14 protein-coding genes and 1 pseudogene are annotated in these 17,490 nt (G+C 50.9%); 11 read left to right on the top strand and 4 right to left on the bottom strand.

What is annotated here, in order from left to right:
- The first annotated feature begins 5 nt into the window (after positions 1-5).
- Positions 6-1,001: a DUF2891 domain-containing protein gene (locus ABFI50_RS20185; protein ID WP_047027008.1), complete on the top strand. Its 996-nt coding sequence runs from the start codon at positions 6-8 to the stop codon at positions 999-1,001.
- A gap of 77 nt (positions 1,002-1,078) precedes the next feature.
- On the opposite strand, the gene ABFI50_RS20180 is transcribed toward ABFI50_RS20185, so the two are convergent.
- Positions 1,079-2,497, bottom strand: coding sequence for an MFS transporter (locus ABFI50_RS20180; RefSeq protein ID WP_048996780.1), 1,419 nt, complete (start codon positions 2,495-2,497; stop codon positions 1,079-1,081).
- A 117-nt stretch (positions 2,498-2,614) separates the two neighbouring features.
- Between ABFI50_RS20180 and ABFI50_RS20175 the strand changes: the two genes are divergently transcribed.
- Positions 2,615-3,520: a LysR family transcriptional regulator gene (locus ABFI50_RS20175; protein WP_014883862.1), complete on the top strand. Its 906-nt coding sequence runs from the start codon at positions 2,615-2,617 to the stop codon at positions 3,518-3,520.
- Positions 3,521-3,524: 4 nt separating this feature from the next.
- On the opposite strand, the gene ABFI50_RS20170 is transcribed toward ABFI50_RS20175, so the two are convergent.
- Both ABFI50_RS20170 and ABFI50_RS20165 read right to left on the bottom strand, forming a co-directional pair.
- Entirely contained in the window at positions 3,525-4,979 is a 1,455-nt protein-coding gene (locus ABFI50_RS20170; protein WP_347484910.1) for a Cu(+)/Ag(+) sensor histidine kinase, read from the bottom strand.
- Entirely contained in the window at positions 4,969-5,652 is a 684-nt protein-coding gene (locus tag ABFI50_RS20165) for a copper/silver response regulator transcription factor (protein ID WP_045134020.1), read from the bottom strand. The genes ABFI50_RS20170 and ABFI50_RS20165 overlap by 11 nt, the downstream gene beginning before the upstream one ends.
- Positions 5,653-5,814: 162 nt before the next feature.
- On the opposite strand from ABFI50_RS20165, the gene ABFI50_RS20160 reads away from it, so the two are divergent.
- The 4 genes from ABFI50_RS20160 to silA are packed head-to-tail and all read left to right on the top strand — an operon-like array spanning position 5,815 to position 11,983.
- A complete protein-coding gene (locus ABFI50_RS20160; protein WP_071922228.1) occupies positions 5,815-7,200 on the top strand; it encodes an efflux transporter outer membrane subunit in 1,386 nt (461 codons plus the stop codon).
- Positions 7,201-7,228: 28 nt separating this feature from the next.
- Complete coding sequence (gene cusF / locus ABFI50_RS20155) at positions 7,229-7,570, top strand: cation efflux system protein CusF (protein ID WP_014883858.1); 342 nt, start codon at positions 7,229-7,231, stop codon at positions 7,568-7,570.
- 11 nt (positions 7,571-7,581) lie between these two features.
- On the top strand, positions 7,582-8,832 hold the full coding sequence (locus tag ABFI50_RS20150) for an efflux RND transporter periplasmic adaptor subunit (RefSeq protein WP_014883857.1): 1,251 nt from the start codon (positions 7,582-7,584) through the stop codon (positions 8,830-8,832).
- Positions 8,833-8,842: 10 nt separating this feature from the next.
- Positions 8,843-11,983 (top strand): Cu(+)/Ag(+) efflux RND transporter permease subunit SilA, encoded by a 3,141-nt coding sequence (gene silA, locus ABFI50_RS20145; protein ID WP_347486143.1) that lies wholly within the window; start codon positions 8,843-8,845, stop codon positions 11,981-11,983.
- A gap of 42 nt (positions 11,984-12,025) precedes the next feature.
- Here silA and ABFI50_RS20140 read toward each other — a convergent pair whose 3' ends face one another.
- Positions 12,026-12,595 carry a hypothetical protein gene (locus ABFI50_RS20140; protein WP_332971694.1) on the bottom strand — a complete coding sequence of 190 codons (570 nt, stop codon included), beginning with the start codon at positions 12,593-12,595 and terminating at the stop codon, positions 12,026-12,028.
- Positions 12,596-12,616: 21 nt separating this feature from the next.
- Here ABFI50_RS20140 and ABFI50_RS20135 point away from each other — a divergent pair.
- The 5 genes and pseudogenes from ABFI50_RS20135 to ABFI50_RS20115 all read left to right on the top strand — a co-directional run.
- A pseudogene (locus ABFI50_RS20135) lies at positions 12,617-12,703 on the top strand (alpha/beta hydrolase); the annotation flags it as partial.
- A 423-nt stretch (positions 12,704-13,126) separates the two neighbouring features.
- On the top strand, positions 13,127-14,323 hold the full coding sequence (locus tag ABFI50_RS20130) for a hypothetical protein (RefSeq protein ID WP_186848266.1): 1,197 nt from the start codon (positions 13,127-13,129) through the stop codon (positions 14,321-14,323).
- Between the two features lie 75 nt (positions 14,324-14,398).
- Positions 14,399-14,656, top strand: a complete 258-nt coding sequence (locus ABFI50_RS20125) for a hypothetical protein (RefSeq protein WP_048977974.1) — start codon at positions 14,399-14,401, stop codon at positions 14,654-14,656.
- A gap of 672 nt (positions 14,657-15,328) precedes the next feature.
- Complete coding sequence (locus ABFI50_RS20120) at positions 15,329-16,456, top strand: DUF262 domain-containing protein (protein ID WP_048977976.1); 1,128 nt, start codon at positions 15,329-15,331, stop codon at positions 16,454-16,456.
- Positions 16,440-17,489, top strand: a complete 1,050-nt coding sequence (locus tag ABFI50_RS20115; protein WP_332269127.1) for an AAA family ATPase — start codon at positions 16,440-16,442, stop codon at positions 17,487-17,489. Before ABFI50_RS20120 ends, ABFI50_RS20115 begins: the two co-directional genes overlap by 17 nt.
- Position 17,490 lies beyond the last annotated feature (1 nt).

Here is a 17,490-nt window from a genome sequence, read left to right as displayed (position 1 = left end):
CGGTTATGGAATTAACGCAACAACAGGCTGACGCGTTTGCCCGAATGCCTTTAACCTATTTGCGCCAGGAATACCCGAACCACATCATGCACCTGCTGAATGATGATGGTGATGTTCTGCCGCCTCGCGAACTGCACCCGATTTTCTACGGCTGTTTTGACTGGCACTCGGCCGTGCACGGCTACTGGTTGCTGCTGCGCTGCGTGCGTCTCTATCCCGAATTGCCGTGCCGGAATGAAATCGTCGCGCTATTCGACGAGCACCTGACCGAAGAGAACGTGGCTAAGGAACTGGCCTATTTTACTGCGCCGTTCCGCGCCTCGTTTGAGCGCCCGTATGGCTACGGCTGGCTGCTGGCGCTGGCCCAGGAACTGAAACAGTCTTCACTGCCGCAGGCCACAGGCTGGTATCAGACGCTTGAACCGTTAACGCAGGATATTCGCAATCGTCTGGTGGATTACCTCGGCAAGCTCACCTATCCGATCCGCGTCGGGACGCATTACAACACGGCGTTTGCTCTGGCGCTGGCGCTCGACTATGCGCGTACAGTGAGTGACAGCGGGCTTGAGCAGGCTATTCTGGCATCAGCGGAACGGTTTTATCTCGCCGACACGCGCTACCCGGCGCACTACGAGCCCGGCGGTGATGAGTATATTTCCGGTGCGCTGACAGAAGCGTTGCTGATGAGCAAGGTGGCAGAGGACTTCCCGGCCTGGTTCGACGCGTTTTTGCCGGAGGTGGGCGCCGTTGCAGCCCTGATGAGCCCGGCGCAAGTGAGTGACCGTACCGACCCGAAAATTGCCCATCTGGACGGGTTAAACCTGAGCCGCGCCTGGTGTATGAAGCATATCGCAAAAGCGCTTCCCGCAAACCATCCGGCACAGCAGGCGCTGCGTGATTCGGTGGCGAAACACCTGATGGCAAGCGTAGAGCATGTTGTCGGCAGCCACTACAGCGGCGGGCACTGGCTGGCGAGCTTTGCGCTGCTGGCGCTGGAGTAAATAAACGATACGCCTTTCTTGCCGGGTGGCGCTGCGCTTACCCGGCCTACATTGTTCATTAAAATCAATATTGCATATTATCTTGTAGGCCCGTGCAAGCGTAGCGCCGCCGGGCGCAGCCTGCTCAGGCTAAACAAAACCGATCCTGTGGAGGCTATGACGGCGATCCACAGCGCAACATGCACGATCCGGTCATCAAGGTTTTGGCCGGGTGTTGCCGCCAGCAGCACGCCCACCGTAGCGGCGCCGAGACACTGGCCGAATGTCCTGACGATAGACAACACGCCGGAGGCATAGCTGGCATAGTCCCGCGTCACGTTAGCGAGCATTTCCCGGTTATTGGGGCTCTGGAAGCAGCCAAACCCTATCCCGCAAACCAGGCTGCGCAGGCAGATGTTCCATACGGATGGGCTTTCAGGCAGGGTCGCCAGCAGAACCAACCCACCGATAAATATCATCAGCCCGAGGGTCGAAATCAGCGGCGCGGAAATCGTATCAGCCCAACGCCCCGCGTGCGGCGCAATCAGCACAATACCTATCGGCCACGGGGTAAAGAGCAGCGCAGAAACCACGGGACTGTAGCCATACACGCTCTGAAACAGGAACGGCAGCGCGACAAAGGTGATGCCCTGGCTCACAAACGAGGCCAGCGAGGTTAGCGCAGCGAGGGTAAAGCGTCCGTTTTTGAATATGACGGGCGGCAATAAAGGGTGACTTGCCCGCCGAATCCGCCAGATAAAGGCGAGGGAGCTCATCAGCGCGAGAAGTCCCCAGCCGATGGCTTCGTGATGAATGTGCTGCGTGACGCGCTGAAGACTGTTGGCCGTCATGATCGTGGCTCCCAGAAATGTTGCGGAGAGCACCGCGCCTGGCGCATCAAAGGAGGATTTATCACCCGCTGATTCCTTCGGTAAAGCGCGCCATGCCAGCAGCAGGGCGATGCAGCCTGGAATAAGGTTAATGGCGAACAGCCATTGCCAGCTCAGCGCGTTCAGTATCGTTCCACCCAGCACCGGGGCTATCGCCGTGCTGGAGGCGATAAGCAGGGCGTGCAGCCCCAGAACGCGGCCAAGCAGTCTGCCGGGGAAAACGGATCGCAGGATTGCCGGGGCGATGCTCAGGGTGGCCGCGCCGCCGATGCCCTGCAGAATACGCATTCCGATCAGCACATCCGGGGTCTTCGCCAGCGCGCAGCCAAGAGAGGTAAGCGTAAAGGTGGCAAGCCCGGCCAGAAACACCGGGCGATAGCCCACGCGCGCCGCCATCGCGGCAAAGATGGCGAGGGTCATGGCCGCTGACAGCAGATAACCGTTGGCGAACCAGACAGCAACATTGGCAGGAACCTGCATTGCGCTTGCCATGGAGGGGAGCGCGATGTTGATCATCGTTCCGTCAAAGACCCCCATCAGCGTGGTGGTCATCACGGCGGCCAGGACCCGGGCGCGCTCATGCCCGGATAAACCTTCATCGCCGGGCAGGTTTGAAAATAGCGTCATCGTCGTTACTCCAGAAAAGAATAGTAATGACGAAACTATAATCATCAGGTATACAGGGCGGAAGACGCAGCATTTGCACTTAATCGTTGCATATAACGCCTTATCTGAGGATTCCTCGTGACCGATCCTGACTTTAATCTGCTTGTCGCGCTCGATGTCCTGCTGGCCGAAGCCAGCGTGGCGGGCGCGGCGCGACGCTTAAACCTGAGCACCTCCGCCATGAGCCGAACCCTGAGCAGGCTGCGGGAGGTCACCGGCGATCCTATTCTGGTTCGGGCGGGTCGTCAGATGGTGCTGACCCCCTGGGCGGAAGCCACACGGGATCGCGCCCGCAACGCCGTACACGAGGCGAGGGCGGTGCTCCAGCCCTCCAGCGATACGCTGAAGGTCGAGAATCTGGCGCGCCTGTTCACCATCAGAGCCAACGACGGTTTTGTGGTGGCGTTTGGGCCACTGCTTATTGCCGCAGTCGCGAGTGTTGCCCCCGACGTTTGTATCCGTTTCTCCCCGAAACCTGAAAAAACATCGCGCTATCTGCGAGAGGGGCTTGTCGATCTGGAAATCGGCGTGCAGAGCAATATGGGGCCTGAAATACGTCTGCAACGGCTGTTTCAGGACAGGTTTGTTGGCGCAGTGCGCCAGGGGCATCCACTGGCTTCGCGCCCGTCAGTTAGCCTGCAGGATTATATCTCCTGGGGGCATGTGGTGGCCTCGCCCGACGGCTCGTTACACGGTTTTGTCGATGACGCGCTGGCGGAACGCGGGATGAAACGTAACGTCGCCAGCGTTGTGCCCGGTTTCCCGACGGCGTTATCCGTGGCGCTGGCTTCCGATCTGATTGCCATGGTCCCGGCGCTGTATTTGCTCAATCAGCCCATGTCAGAACGCGTACACGTCTTTGAACTGCCGTTTAAAACCCGGAGCATTACCGTCTCACAGATGTGGCATCCGCGCATGGAAAAGGATCCCGCGCACCGGTGGCTCAGGGAGAAGGTGCTGGAAGTATGTCGGCCGGTTCGCTGACTGCTTAAACGGTTTTCTTCGGCACGGAAAGTATAAAGCGCGTCGATACCGCATCGGATTCCACACGGATTTTTCCGTGATGGGCGCTGACGATGGATTTCACGATGGCAAGGCCGATGCCGCTGCCTTCGCCTTTACGCTGTCTTGATGGATCCACCCGGTAAAAGCGGTCAAACAGCCTTGGCAGATGTTCTTCCGGGATCGGCGCGCCGGGGTTGGCAACCACCAGTTCAACATTGTTTTCCTGCTCTCGGAGTGAGACGGTCACCGCTTTTCCTTCAGGCGTATAGCGCAGGGCATTGGATAACAGATTGTTAATCGCCCTTCTGAACATCTGCGGATCGCCTTCTGTCAGGCAGGGCATTCCGTTAAATTTCAGCGTGACGTTACGTTCTTCCGCCCAGGCTTCGAAGAAATCGAACACTTTCATGACTTCAGCGCGCAAATCAAAGATCGCCCGGTCCGGGATGAGCTGATTATTATCCGCCTGCGCCAGGAACAGCATGTCGCTGACCATCCGGGTCATTCGGTTGTACTCTTCGAGACTGGAATACAGCACATCTTCCAGCTCCTTCTGAGAACGGTTCTGGCTCAGCGCAATTTCCGTTTGCGTCACCAGATTGGTAACAGGTGTTCTGATCTCATGCGCGATATCGGCGGAAAAATTGGCCTGGCGGGTAAAGACATCTTCTATTTTTTCAATCATATGGTTGAAAGAGATCACCAGCTGTTCCAGCTCAACGGGCACGCGGGACGGTTCAAGTCGCGCGTCGAGATTCTCTGAGGTGATATTTTTAATGGCGGTGCTGACGTTACGCAGAGGCAGATGGCCCTGGCGTACCGCAATACGAATGACAACAATAATCAGCAGACTGATTGCCGCGGCAATCGCGAAGAGATTCTTCTTCAGGGCATCCAGGTAGTGCAGATGAAAATTAATGGAGAGGCCAATCAGCATCACGTAGTCCTGCGATTTGCCCTGCAATGTCGCCGTGCCTGACGAGGCGATAATCCGGTACGTGTCCATTTTCATGTCGGGCCCCGCGTGCATGGAAGCAGAAGAGTCCTCCACCGTCCACAGAAAGACATCCTGGGTGCGACGGTGCACGTTAAAATCCGGTGTATTCATCGCAGGGCGTAATGCTGCCCCGTGTGCCGAGCTGAACAGGGTATTTCCCTGCGGATCCACAAGCAGAACGGCAACGTTGCGGTAACTGGCGATCGACTCGTTGAGTTTACTGATTTTCTTCCGCTCGGGTTCGGCAGGTGACTGTAGGATACGGTGCATCGCGATGCTGATTTGCTGCAGATCGCTGATGTCCTGCTCAGCAAAATGCTTTTCAACGGAATGCACCATAAACCACGTGAAGGCGAAAAACGCCAGGATCGTGGAGAGACTGATAAAAAAGGTCAGCCGAAGAGCCAGCGAAAAAGGGCGCCTGAAAGGCTTAATGCGCATCCGGCGCCTCCAGCATATAGCCCACACCGCGCACCGTCTGGATCAGCTTGTGTTCATAATCGTTATCGATTTTTGCCCGAAGCCGTTTTACCGCCACATCAATGGCGTTCGTATCGCTGTCAAAGTTCATGTCCCACACCTGAGAGGCAATCAGGGAGCGGGGCAGCACTTCTCCCTGATGACGAAGGAAAAACTCCAGCAGGCTGAACTCCTTACTGGTTAACAGGATGCGATTCCCCGCCCGGCTCACTTTTCTCGACACGAGGTCAACCGTCAGGTCAGCCACCTGAAGCTGGCTTTCCGCAATCACCGTATTTCCGCGCCTCAGCAGCGTTCTTACCCGGGCGAGAAGTTCAGCAAAGGCAAAAGGCTTAATCAGATAATCATCCGCACCCAGCTCAAGCCCTTTGACCCGGTGTTCAATGGTGCCGAGCGCCGTGAGGAGCAGTATGGGCATTCCTTTCCCGGCCGAACGCAGCATGCGGACAATATCCCAGCCGTTCACGTCGGGAAGCATAATATCCAGAACCAGCAGATCGTATTCCGCAGTCATGGCGAGATGGTAACCGTTGAGGCCATTGTCAGCGTGGTCGACGATAAACCCCGCTTCAGTCAGCCCCTTGCTGAGGTATTCACCGGTTTTCATTTCGTCTTCGACGATCAGTATTTTCATCTTGCTCCCCTGACTGGCTGCTGACGACATTCTATTGTGCTCGCGGCCGTTAACAATGACTTACGTTAAAAATGACAACATTGTCATTATCCTGTCACCCGTCAAACAGGATGCGTTCAGTAGAGTGACCCTAAAAATACTCTGGACTTCATTTGAACCATTATGTTCCTGTTAAAACGACTTAGCATCAGTACGGTATTTTTCCTGACAGGCTGCGTCTCGCTGGCGCCTGAGTACCAGCGACCCGTGTCACCGGTGCCCCAGCAGTTTTCGTTATCCCGAAATGGCCTGACACCTGCGGTGGTGGGGTATCAGGATACCGGCTGGCGTCACTTTTTTGTCGACCCCCAGGTCGTTGGGTTGATCAGCGAAGCCCTGGAAAACAACCGCGATTTAAAAATGGCTGCCCTGAAGGTTGAAGAAGCCCGGGCGCAGTTCACGGTGACGGATGCGGATCGTTATCCTCAGCTGAATGCCTCCTCGGGTATCACCTATAGCGGCGGTCTGAAAAGTGACAAACCTGCCTCGCAGCAGTACGACGCAGGTCTTGCAGTAAGCTATGAACTCGATTTCTTCGGCAAGCTCAGGAACATGAGCGAGGCGGACCGACAAAACTTTTTTGCCAGCGAAGAAGCCCATCGAGCGGTGCATATTCTGCTCATCTCTAACGTGTCGCAGAGCTATTTCAACCAGCAGCTGGCCTATAAACAACGCCGTATTGCGCAGGAGACGCTGAAGAATTACCAGCAGTCTTACGCGTTCGTTGAGCAACAGCTGGTGACCGGCAGCACAAACGTCCTGGCGCTGGAGCAGGCCCGGGGGCAGATTGAAAGCACTCAGGCAGAGATAGCCAAAAGAGAGGGGGAGCTGGCGCAGGCCAATAATGCCCTGCAGCTGGTCCTCGGAACGTATCGCGCACTGCCGGGCAACAGCGGCATGAACGCCAGCGATATTGCGCCGGTCAGGCTGCCGCCTCATCTTTCATCAGCGATACTGCTGCAGCGCCCGGATATTATGGAGGCGGAGTATCAGCTTAAAGCGGCCGATGCGAATATCGGTGCGGCACGTGCTGCCTTTTTCCCGTCCATTTCACTGACCAGCGGACTTTCAACGGGCAGCACGGAACTCTCCAGCCTTTTCACGACGGGCAGTGGGATGTGGAATTTTATCCCTAAAATTGATATCCCACTGTTTAATGCAGGCAGAAATAAAGCCAACCTGAAGCTGGCTGAAATTCGCCAGCAGCAGTCGGTTGTGAATTACGAACAAAAAATTCAGTCCGCCTTTAAACAGGTTGCTGACGCGCTCGCGCTGCGGGAAAGTATTAACCAGCAAATTAATGCCCAGCAGCGGTATCTTGATTCGCTAAATATCACCCTGCAACGTGCCAGAGGGTTATATTCCAGCGGTGCGGTGAGCTATATCGAAGTGCTTGATGCAGAACGTTCTCTGTTCTCCACGCAGCAAACTCTTCTCGACCTTATTTATGCCCGTCAGGTGAATGAAATAACGCTCTTCACCGCACTGGGTGGCGGTTGGGTCGAATAAATTCATTTAATTAAACAGGAAAGTAAAAATGCGTAATTCACTTAAAACCGTTGTCCTCGGTGCGATCGCCGTAATGTTTTCTGCCAGCCTTCAGGCCGAGGTTCATCAGCACGCAGGAATGAATGTTGCCAGTGACGGAACCTCAGAGCAGATTATTAAGGGGACCGGCATTATCAAGGATATTGATCTCACGAGTAAAAAAGTCACTATTGCCCATGATGCTATCCCGGCGGTGGGCTGGCCCGCGATGACGATGCGCTTCACCTTTCTTCAGGCTGACGAGAGTATTTCGGCCCTGAAAGTCGGTAGCCACGTTGATTTTTCGTTTGTCCAGCTGGGCAATATCTCTTTACTGAAGAGCATTAAATAGCGAGAAGTAGCATGGCATCTTTAAAAATAAAATACGCTGCCATGATAGTCAGCAGCCTTATTGCAGGAGGGCTGATATCCGTCACGGCATGGCAGCATATTCACGCCTCTGCAAAACCTGAAAATCAGGTTTCTGAAAGAAAGGTACTTTTCTGGTATGACCCGATGAAGCCAGACGTTAAATTCGATAAACCTGGCAAATCACCGTTTATGGATATGGATCTGGTGCCAAAATATGCAGATGAAAATGATGATAAAAGCGGTGCCGGAATACGCATTGACCCCACGCAGGTCCAGAACCTGGGGTTAAAAACGCAAAAAGTCACTCGCGGAACGCTGAATTATAGCCAGACGATCCCTGCCAATGTCAGTTATAACGACTATCAGTTTGTTATTGTGCAGGCGCGCGCGGAAGGTTTCGTTGAGAAAGTATACCCGTTGACGATCGGCGACCATGTCAGGAAAGGCACGCCGCTGATTGATATCACCATTCCGGACTGGGTAGAGGCGCAGAGTGAGTTTTTGCTGTTATCCGGTACCGGTGGAACGCCTGTGCAAATCAAAGGCGTACTTGAACGTCTTCGGCTGGCCGGGATGCCGGATGAAGATATTCAGAAGCTACGGGCGACCCGAACTATCCAGACCCGATTTACCATCGAGGCTCCCATTGACGGGGTTATCACGGCGTTTGACCTGCGCACCGGCATGAATATTTCAAAAGATAAGGTGGTCGCTCAAATTCAGGGGATGGATCCGGTCTGGATCGGCGCGGCGGTCCCTGAGTCTATTGCTTATCTGCTGAAAGACACGTCGCAGTTTGAGATTTCAGTACCCGCTTACCCTGATAAATCCTTCCCGGTTGAAAAATGGAACCTTCTGCCGAGCGTGGATCCCAGCACCCGTACGCTGCAGGTGCGCCTGCAGGTCTCCAACAAAGACGAGCGTCTGAAACCGGGCATGAATGCGTATCTCAAACTGAATACGCAAAGTCCGGAGATGCTGTTGATCCCGTCCCAGGCCGTTATTGATACCGGCAAGGAACAGCGCGTGATTACCGTCGATGAAGAGGGGCATTTTGTGCCGAAACCGATCCACGTTCTGCATGAATCTCAGCAGCAGTCCGGTATTGGTTCAGGCCTCAACGAAGGGGAGACGGTGGTGGTTAGCGGCCTGTTCCTGATTGACTCCGAGGCCAATATTACCGGCGCGCTGGAGCGCATGCGTCACGCTGAAACAGCAGACAACACGCATTCAGGTCATTAAGGGGACGATGATGATTGAATGGATTATCCGGCGGTCCGTCGCCAACCGTTTCCTGGTGATGATGGGGGCGCTGTTTCTTAGCATCTGGGGCGCATGGACCATCATCAACACACCGGTCGATGCCTTGCCCGACCTGTCTGACGTTCAGGTGATTATCAAAACCAGCTATCCTGGCCAGGCCCCGCAGATAGTTGAAAATCAGGTGACCTATCCGCTCACTACCACCATGCTGTCGGTACCCGGTGCCAAAACCGTGCGCGGTTTTTCTCAGTTTGGTGATTCGTATGTGTATGTCATTTTTGAAGACGGTACTGATTTGTACTGGGCCCGGTCGCGCGTACTGGAGTACCTGAACCAGGTTCAGGGCAAACTGCCTGCTGGCGTGAGTTCAGAAATTGGCCCGGATGCCACGGGGGTGGGCTGGATATTTGAATATGCGCTGGTCGATCGTTCCGGTAAGCACGATCTCGCAGAATTGCGCTCATTGCAGGACTGGTTCCTGAAATTTGAGTTAAAAACCATCCCCAACGTGGCTGAAGTGGCATCGGTTGGCGGTGTGGTTAAGCAGTATCAGATCCAGGTCAATCCGTTAAAACTGGCCCAGTACGGCATAAGCCTGCCGGAGGTTAAGCAGGCTCTTGCGTCGTCGAACCAGGAAGCAGGGGGATCGTCGGTTGAAATGGCGGAAGCAGAGTATATGGTCCGGGCCAGCGGCTACCTACAGACGATAGACGATTTCAATAATATCGTGCTGAAAACCAGTGAGAACGGTGTCCCGATTTACCTGCGCGATGTTGCTCGCGTACAAACGGGGCCGGAAATGCGCCGCGGTATTGCTGAGCTGAACGGGCAGGGGGAAGTGGCGGGTGGCGTGGTGATCCTGCGCTCGGGCAAAAATGCGCGTGAAGTCATTACGGCGGTGAAGGATAAGCTGGAAACGTTGAAGGCCAGCCTGCCGGAAGGCGTCGAGATTGTGACGACCTACGATCGCAGCCAGTTAATCGACAGAGCTATCGATAACCTGAGCGGCAAGCTGATTGAAGAATTTATCGTGGTGGCCATCGTCTGTGCGCTGTTCCTCTGGCATGTCCGCTCTGCGCTGGTGGCGATTGTCTCTCTGCCGCTCGGCCTGTGTATTGCCTTTATTGTGATGCATTTTCAGGGACTGAACGCCAACATCATGTCGCTGGGGGGCATTGCCATTGCCGTCGGTGCGATGGTGGATGCGGCCATTGTGATGATTGAAAACGCGCACAAACGGCTGGAAGAGTGGGATCATCAGCATCCGGAAGAGCAGATCGACAACGCCACCCGCTGGAAGGTGATCACCAATGCCTCTGTGGAAGTGGGGCCCGCACTGTTTATCAGCCTGCTGATCATCACCTTATCGTTTATTCCCATCTTTACCCTTGAGGGACAGGAAGGGCGACTGTTTGGTCCACTGGCCTTCACGAAAACGTACTCCATGGCGGGGGCGGCCATGCTCGCCATCATCGTTATCCCCATCCTGATGGGCTTATGGATCCGCGGAAAAATCCCCGCAGAGAACAGTAACCCGCTGAACCGACTGCTGATTAACGCCTATCATCCGCTGCTGATCAGGGTTCTCCACTGGCCAAAAGCCACCCTGTTGGTTGCAGCCTTATCTATCTTCACGGTTATCTGGCCGCTGAGCCAGGTTGGCGGTGAGTTTTTACCGAAGATCAACGAAGGCGACCTGCTGTATATGCCCTCGACCTTGCCCGGTGTGTCTCCGGCAGAAGCGGCGGCGCTCCTGCAAACCACGGACAAACTCATCAAAACGGTGCCTGAAGTGGCGTCTGTTTTCGGCAAGACAGGTAAGGCAGAAACGGCAACGGATTCCGCACCGCTTGAAATGGTGGAAACCACGATTCAGCTCAAACCAGAGGATCAGTGGCGGCCCGGCATGACGATTGACAAGATTATTGACGAACTGGATAACACCGTTCGTTTGCCAGGCCTGGCTAACCTGTGGGTTCCGCCTATTCGTAACCGCATTGATATGCTCTCCACCGGGATCAAAAGCCCGATAGGTATCAAAGTGTCCGGTACCGTTCTGTCTGATATCGACGCCACGGCGCAGCGCATCGAGGCGGTCGCCAAAACGGTGCCCGGCGTGGTGTCTGCTCTGGCGGAACGTCTGGAGGGCGGGCGTTACATTGATGTGGATATTAACCGGGAAAAAGCCGCCCGCTACGGAATGACGGTGGGCGATGTGCAGCTGTTTGTCTCTTCGGCCATTGGCGGCGCAACGGTAGGTGAAACGGTGGAAGGCGTCGCCCGCTACCCGATCAATATTCGTTATCCTCAGGACTACCGGAACAGCCCGAATGCGTTAAAACAGATGCCTATTCTGACGCCGATGAAACAGCAGATCACGCTGGGTGATGTGGCTGATATTAAGGTTGTTTCCGGCCCCACGATGTTGAAAACGGAGAATGCCCGGCCAGCCAGCTGGATTTACATCGATGCACGGGGCAGGGATATGGTATCGGTGGTGAACGACATTAAGACGGCCATCAGTCAGAACGTGAAGCTGATGCCAGGTACCAGCGTGTCTTTCTCCGGACAATTTGAGCTTCTCGAACATGCCAATAAGAAGCTGAAACTGATGGTACCGATGACGGTGATGATCATCTTCATTTTACTGTACCTGGCGTTCCGTCGCGTGGATGAAGCAATGCTGATCCTGATGAGTCTGCCGTTCGCCCTGGTCGGTGGAATATGGTTTCTCTACTGGCAGGGTTTCCATATGTCAGTCGCAACCGGAACCGGATTTATCGCCCTGGCCGGGGTCGCAGCGGAATTTGGGGTCGTTATGCTGATGTATTTACGTCATGCCATTGAAGCGCAACCGGAACTGTCCCATCGGGAAACGTTCACAGAACAAGGGCTTGATGAAGCACTTTATCATGGTGCCGTGCTCCGTGTGCGGCCAAAGGCCATGACCGTCGCGGTGATCATTGCGGGCCTGCTGCCAATACTCTGGGGGACTGGTGCCGGTTCGGAAGTTATGAGCCGGATAGCGGCACCCATGATCGGCGGGATGATCACAGCGCCGCTGTTATCGCTGTTTATCATTCCTGCGGCTTACAAGTTGATTTGGTTGCGCAGGCATAAAAAGCCATAAAAAAATCCCGCTGTAATGGCGGGATTTTTGCGAGATGAATGCTTAACGCGCCTGGCTGATAAGCTTGCGCCAGGCTCTGTTATGCAGAGTAAACAGCAGCATCTTATAAAAGGCGGTGGAAAGAATACAGCTGCCGCTAAGCAGTAACATGACGATACTCACTAGCGCCGCGGTCAGACTGACGCCCGGAGAAGTACTCACGCTCAGCGCGGCAAGCAGATAAGCTGCTGTTAACAAAAGGCTTATCACCGCCAGCGTAAAATGTAACCGCACAGCGCGCATGCTGCCTTTGCCAATCATAAACATCGTCACACCGTTAAGGCCAGCGAACAGCAGGGCGACCAGCACAACCCACACGAATACGCGCTCGGCTGGCTGGTCGAGTGCGGTGAGTATGCCGTAACCCAGCCACAGCTGCGGAATGGCGAAACTGACAATCACCCCGAGCGTACTGACCGCCGCCGGAATACCCATGGTATGTAGGCCTACAGGCTTACCCATTTCTTCGGCCAGCTGCGTCTTGATCTGTTGCAGCTGCGTCGGGGCGGCATTGTTTATGTTGACGGCCACCTCGTTACAGTGTTGCAGTCGACGGGATAAAACATTAAACATTTGAATACTCAGCGATTAGGCACACATGTTGATTTATATGATCGTATGGAAAAGATTCCGTTCAAGAGCATCACGGCATTTTTTAATAAGTATCTCGATAAGAGATAGTAGAAGGGAAGGCAACTATGAAGGTTTTGTTGGTATCATTACGGGTCTCACATTCAATTTAACTTATGTTGTGTGAGAATCCAGTTCATAAACCACATAGCACATATCTATTTGTTATAAAAGATATTTTTAACAGAAAGCTGAAATCACTTTAAGAGAACTTCATGAACTAACAGGAAATGTGCGTCTTTTGAATATTTCCTGACAGCTTACTCTGCTTCAGTTTATGGAACTTTTCCCGACGTAACAAAAGGTTGTAAATGCGTTATAGCGTCATTGGGGTAGGGTGTATTGACATCACAGAGCAAGCGCGATACGGTAAAAGGGCTAGGCTACTACCCAACCTCAAGGGGGTCAGACGACTCCGGGTCCAATACATGGCACTTTTTATGTGTCAGGACTTTGTCTACTTGAGGAAAAAGCATGAACTCATCATCTTCATTCGCGTCCCAGAAATTCGACCGTAAACTTGCTCGCACGGCCATCGACCGCATTAAATCAAGCCTCAAAAAATTTGACTCTGTAGCCGACATCAACACATTTCGGCAAGGTTACCATGATGCGTACCATGTCCAAGGGCAACAGTCGGGTGAAACGGATTTGTTGACTGCCATGCTGGGCGTCGAAAAGCTCAATGATATCCCGGCACTTGCCCTTGTCGTCGATGAAGGTTTGTCCTGGAACCAGGTTATTGATCGCCGTAAGGCTATGGCTGACCGCCTGTCTGCATTTATCAATCACCATGCGGCGAAAGCACATTTCCGGGTGCCGGATAATCTTTATGCTCAGTGTGTGAACCTCATCGAGTTAGTGCAGCCCCTTGCGATTGTAGAAGACAAGTATGAATCAAATTATCAGGAGATGGTTCAGGCAAAAGATGAAGGCCGCCTGATTGAGGAATTCCACCATGTGTTTGATCATTTGGTTGGGTCTGAGAATCCTGAGCAAAAACATGTGTACCGAGCTATCGCTTTACACTTCCTAGCCCAAGAGGACAACCTTATGGCCAAAGTTCGTTCTTCGCCTGCCTGGGAGTTGCTCATTCTTGAGGTTGGCACCATTGCTACATGCTGGATTAACACCGGAGAGCCCATTAAAACCTGGCGTGGCATCATGGCACTGTCGGGAATGTTTCAGCTTGGCGAGATATACGCTGGCCATCAGCTAGCACAATCACTTTTTGATAAGGCTGATACGACCCGGATTGATAAGCAGCTGGCGTTAGAGGTGATTGAGATGACCTTTGAACAATATCGACAGCGTCGGACCCAGGGGCCAGTATTTGCGCATGGTGATTCCGAAACCGATCTCTATCGCAATTACAACACTATCCTGGGAGAGGCTATTCGTAACAGTGATGATCCGGTGGAAGTGGATCGACTAACGCGTAATTTGGTAACCATACAGCTTGAGGGCGCTGAAAAGCGCATGGAAGGCTTTGCAGCCTGCGCACTGTGCATCCTGACCCCGGATTTTTTGCCGCTGCACGGTGTTGATCCCGAAAACGAGCGCCTGCACGCGCTACGCCATAAAATTTCTGCCTTCCCAGATACTGAAGCCTGGTGCCGTGAGCTGGCAACGACCCCCCAAATTAAATCCCTTCAGGCGCGATTTTACTAAATCGCGTTGACTCAATACCCCGGTCAATCGCTGGCCGGTCTCATTTGTGCATCCCCAAAATAAGAGGAAGAGAGAATGACAATTCAAAATTGCCCAGTATGCCGTGGCAGAGACGGCCTGTTCGAAGTTACCTGCCCGGAGTGCGATGGAGCGGGTTACAGCCCGGAAGAGGACAAACCCTTTGCACAATGCCACACTTGCTATGGTGATGGTACGATTGAAACGTCAGTCTGTCCCCGCTGCGGAGGTGTGGGCGAAGTAGACGATGATGACGACGAATATGAAGAGGAAGAGGTAGGTGATGACGACGACAGGGACGATGAGGAAGACTAACGTCCGCATTTCCACTCGCCCTTCAACTCGTTAACACGGCGTTCAGTGTGAAACCAAGGTATCTGGACGAAGCGTAAGGCTAGTGCATAGGCGCATCAACCCAACGTGTACAAATACTAGTTCAGATATCATGGTAATAAAGTTACAAGGCCATCCGAAAGTGAGTGGCCTTCACCGATACTCGAATCCGCTGCATGTTCATTTTTTTTGAACCACCTAAGCTCGAAACTCTCTAGGAAAAAACCTTCAAATGCCGTGAGTTAACTATTTGTTCTGTTGAACAATTTGTAAAAGTTGGTAGGATCCTATCTCACATCTGGTCATACTATCCTGAGGGCGGTAGCGTTACCAACGTTACCTAGGTTTTTATGAGGAAAAGGTGATAAGTGGAGGCAGGGCTAAGTGAGTAAACCCTCGATTAGGGAGGCTCACATGATAACGTCGACCTTCAAGATGCCGCTTATGCAGAATTTGAGCGAATTTCAAGAGTAAGCTCTAAAACTACAAACAGGGGTAGGCTGGCCGCATCTACCGTAGTAATCGACGTTTCCGACCGATGACTCTGCATCCACCTATCCACAAAGACGTTAGTACTCAATGAACCAATAGGTTACAATAAGGACTTATCAAAATTGGCAGAACACAGTTTTTGAAGATTAAGGAGTTCAATAAATGCACAAGAAAGATAATTACGAAGATGCTATTGAGCTTGAGAATCAAGATGAACTTGAATTGAACTCTCATCCGCATCAGATGGACACTGATACGGAAGTTCGGATTGCTAAAGAACAATCAAGCGTCTTTGAGTTATTGAGAAAAGAAGGCAACGGAAAGCTAGTCTTAGCACCTGACTTTCAAAGAAAAGATGTATGGGATAGAAAGCACCAATCTGAGTTGATTGAATCAATATTAATGGGCATCCCGATACCATTAATTTATCTTTTTGAAAATGAAAATGGAATTCGTCAAATTATTGATGGAAAACAACGTGTATCGGCTTTAAAAGAATTTTTAAACAATAGATTCCGTTTGACAGACCTGTCAATGTTTCCTAATTTGAAAGGGATGAAATTTTCAGATATCCCGCAATTACTTCAATCAAAACTCGAAGACTATCAATTGCATTGCTACATAATCCAACCGCCTACTCCAGAACATGTGAAGTTCAATATTTTTGAGAGGGTCAACCGTGGTGGTATAAATCTTAATAAGCAAGAGATGAGGCATGCACTATATCAAGGGAAATCCACGAAATTAATACAAGAACTTGCAGAAAGTGATGAGTTTAAACTCTCTACTGGTGGTGGAGTGAAGCCTGAAAGAATGAGAGACAGATATCTAGTTCTGCGGTTCATCAGTTTTTATTTATTGATGACCGAAAAAAAAGCTTTTATTCAATATCGTTCAGATATTGATACTTTTCTGGCCTCAACAATGAAATTTATAAATTCAAAGGCTAGTGATCACATAATTGAAAAAGTCAAAGAAGCTTGCTTAAAGGGGATGAGAAACATCTATCGTCTAATGGGCGATGAGGCATTTAGATTTAAACCAAAAGCAGGTGGTAACAGAAGGCCAGTAAATATGGGGCTTTTCGAAATGTTTGTGTTTGCATTTAGTTTTGTCGATGCAGATAAGCTAGATGATTATGATATTGAAGATTATATAAATGATTATAAAAGTAATTTTGAAGAGCTTGGCATATTTTCAGGTTCAATTGACACAAATGAATATGTAAAGATTAGATTTGATTTTGCAGCTGAAATTACAAAGGGCTTAAAAAATGCTTACTCAGGTTAACATTAAAAATTTTAAAAGTATTAATGATGAAAAATTAAAGCTAACACCTTTAACGATACTAACTGGAACTAACTCTTCAGGAAAGTCGAGTGTAATTCAAGCAATCATGTTGATGATCATGAATAGTACTGAAAGCAACCAATTTAGTATGGAAAGTTTGCTTAGATATGTTGGCGAATTCAAAACTATAAGAAACAAGAGAACCAATGCAAAAACAATCGAAATATCATTGCATGACAAAAATAATGAAGTCCATACTGTTATTTTTAACAATGATGGCATTACAAAAAAAAGCGCGGAATTATATTATTATGAGCAGGCAAAATATAAACAATTCCCTGAACTTCTTTATCTAAATGCAAATAGGCTTGGTGCACAAGACTTTGTTCCTACTTCTAATCGTAGAGTAGGAGAACAAGGTGAATTTTTATTTTCTACTTTTGAAAAAATAAAAACTGAAATAGCAGAAGAGTCCTTGATAAAATTCGAGGATTCTAAAACTATATCATTTCAAGTTGCTGAGTGGTTAAGCTATATAACCGGAACCACCTCAGAACTCAAAACAGAGAAGGTTGGTGAGCAGGTTAATATTTACTTTAGCATCAAGGATTTAGAGGGTGATGTATCCCCTTTCAATCTTGGCGCAGGCATGAGCTATATAAGTAAGGTTATTATAATTTGCCTAATGGCCAAAAAAGGCGATTTAGTTATTTTGGAAAATCCAGAAGTACAATTACATCCTAAAGCTCAAGCTCACCTAGGCGAATTCCTTACCTTTGTTGCAAATGGTGGCGTTCAACTTATAGTAGAAACTCATTGCGAACATTTATTAAATAAAATAGCGTATCAAATTTTTGATGATAAATTTTCTAATAACGATTTAGTTATACACTATAAATCAAATGTTGAAAACAACTTTACAACACTTTTAATAGATGAGAATGGAAGTTATACAGATTTGAATGGTCAACCAACTAGCTTTCCATCAGGATTCTTTGATGCAACTCTTAATGATCTTTTGAGTATGAGGTAAC

It is taken from the genome of Enterobacter sp. HNDS-6 (assembly GCF_039850505.1).
GTDB classification, from domain to species: Bacteria; Pseudomonadota; Gammaproteobacteria; order Enterobacterales; family Enterobacteriaceae; genus Enterobacter; species Enterobacter kobei.
Note: the sequence above shows the minus strand (reverse complement) of the source record. Positions and strands in the feature narration are given on the sequence as shown.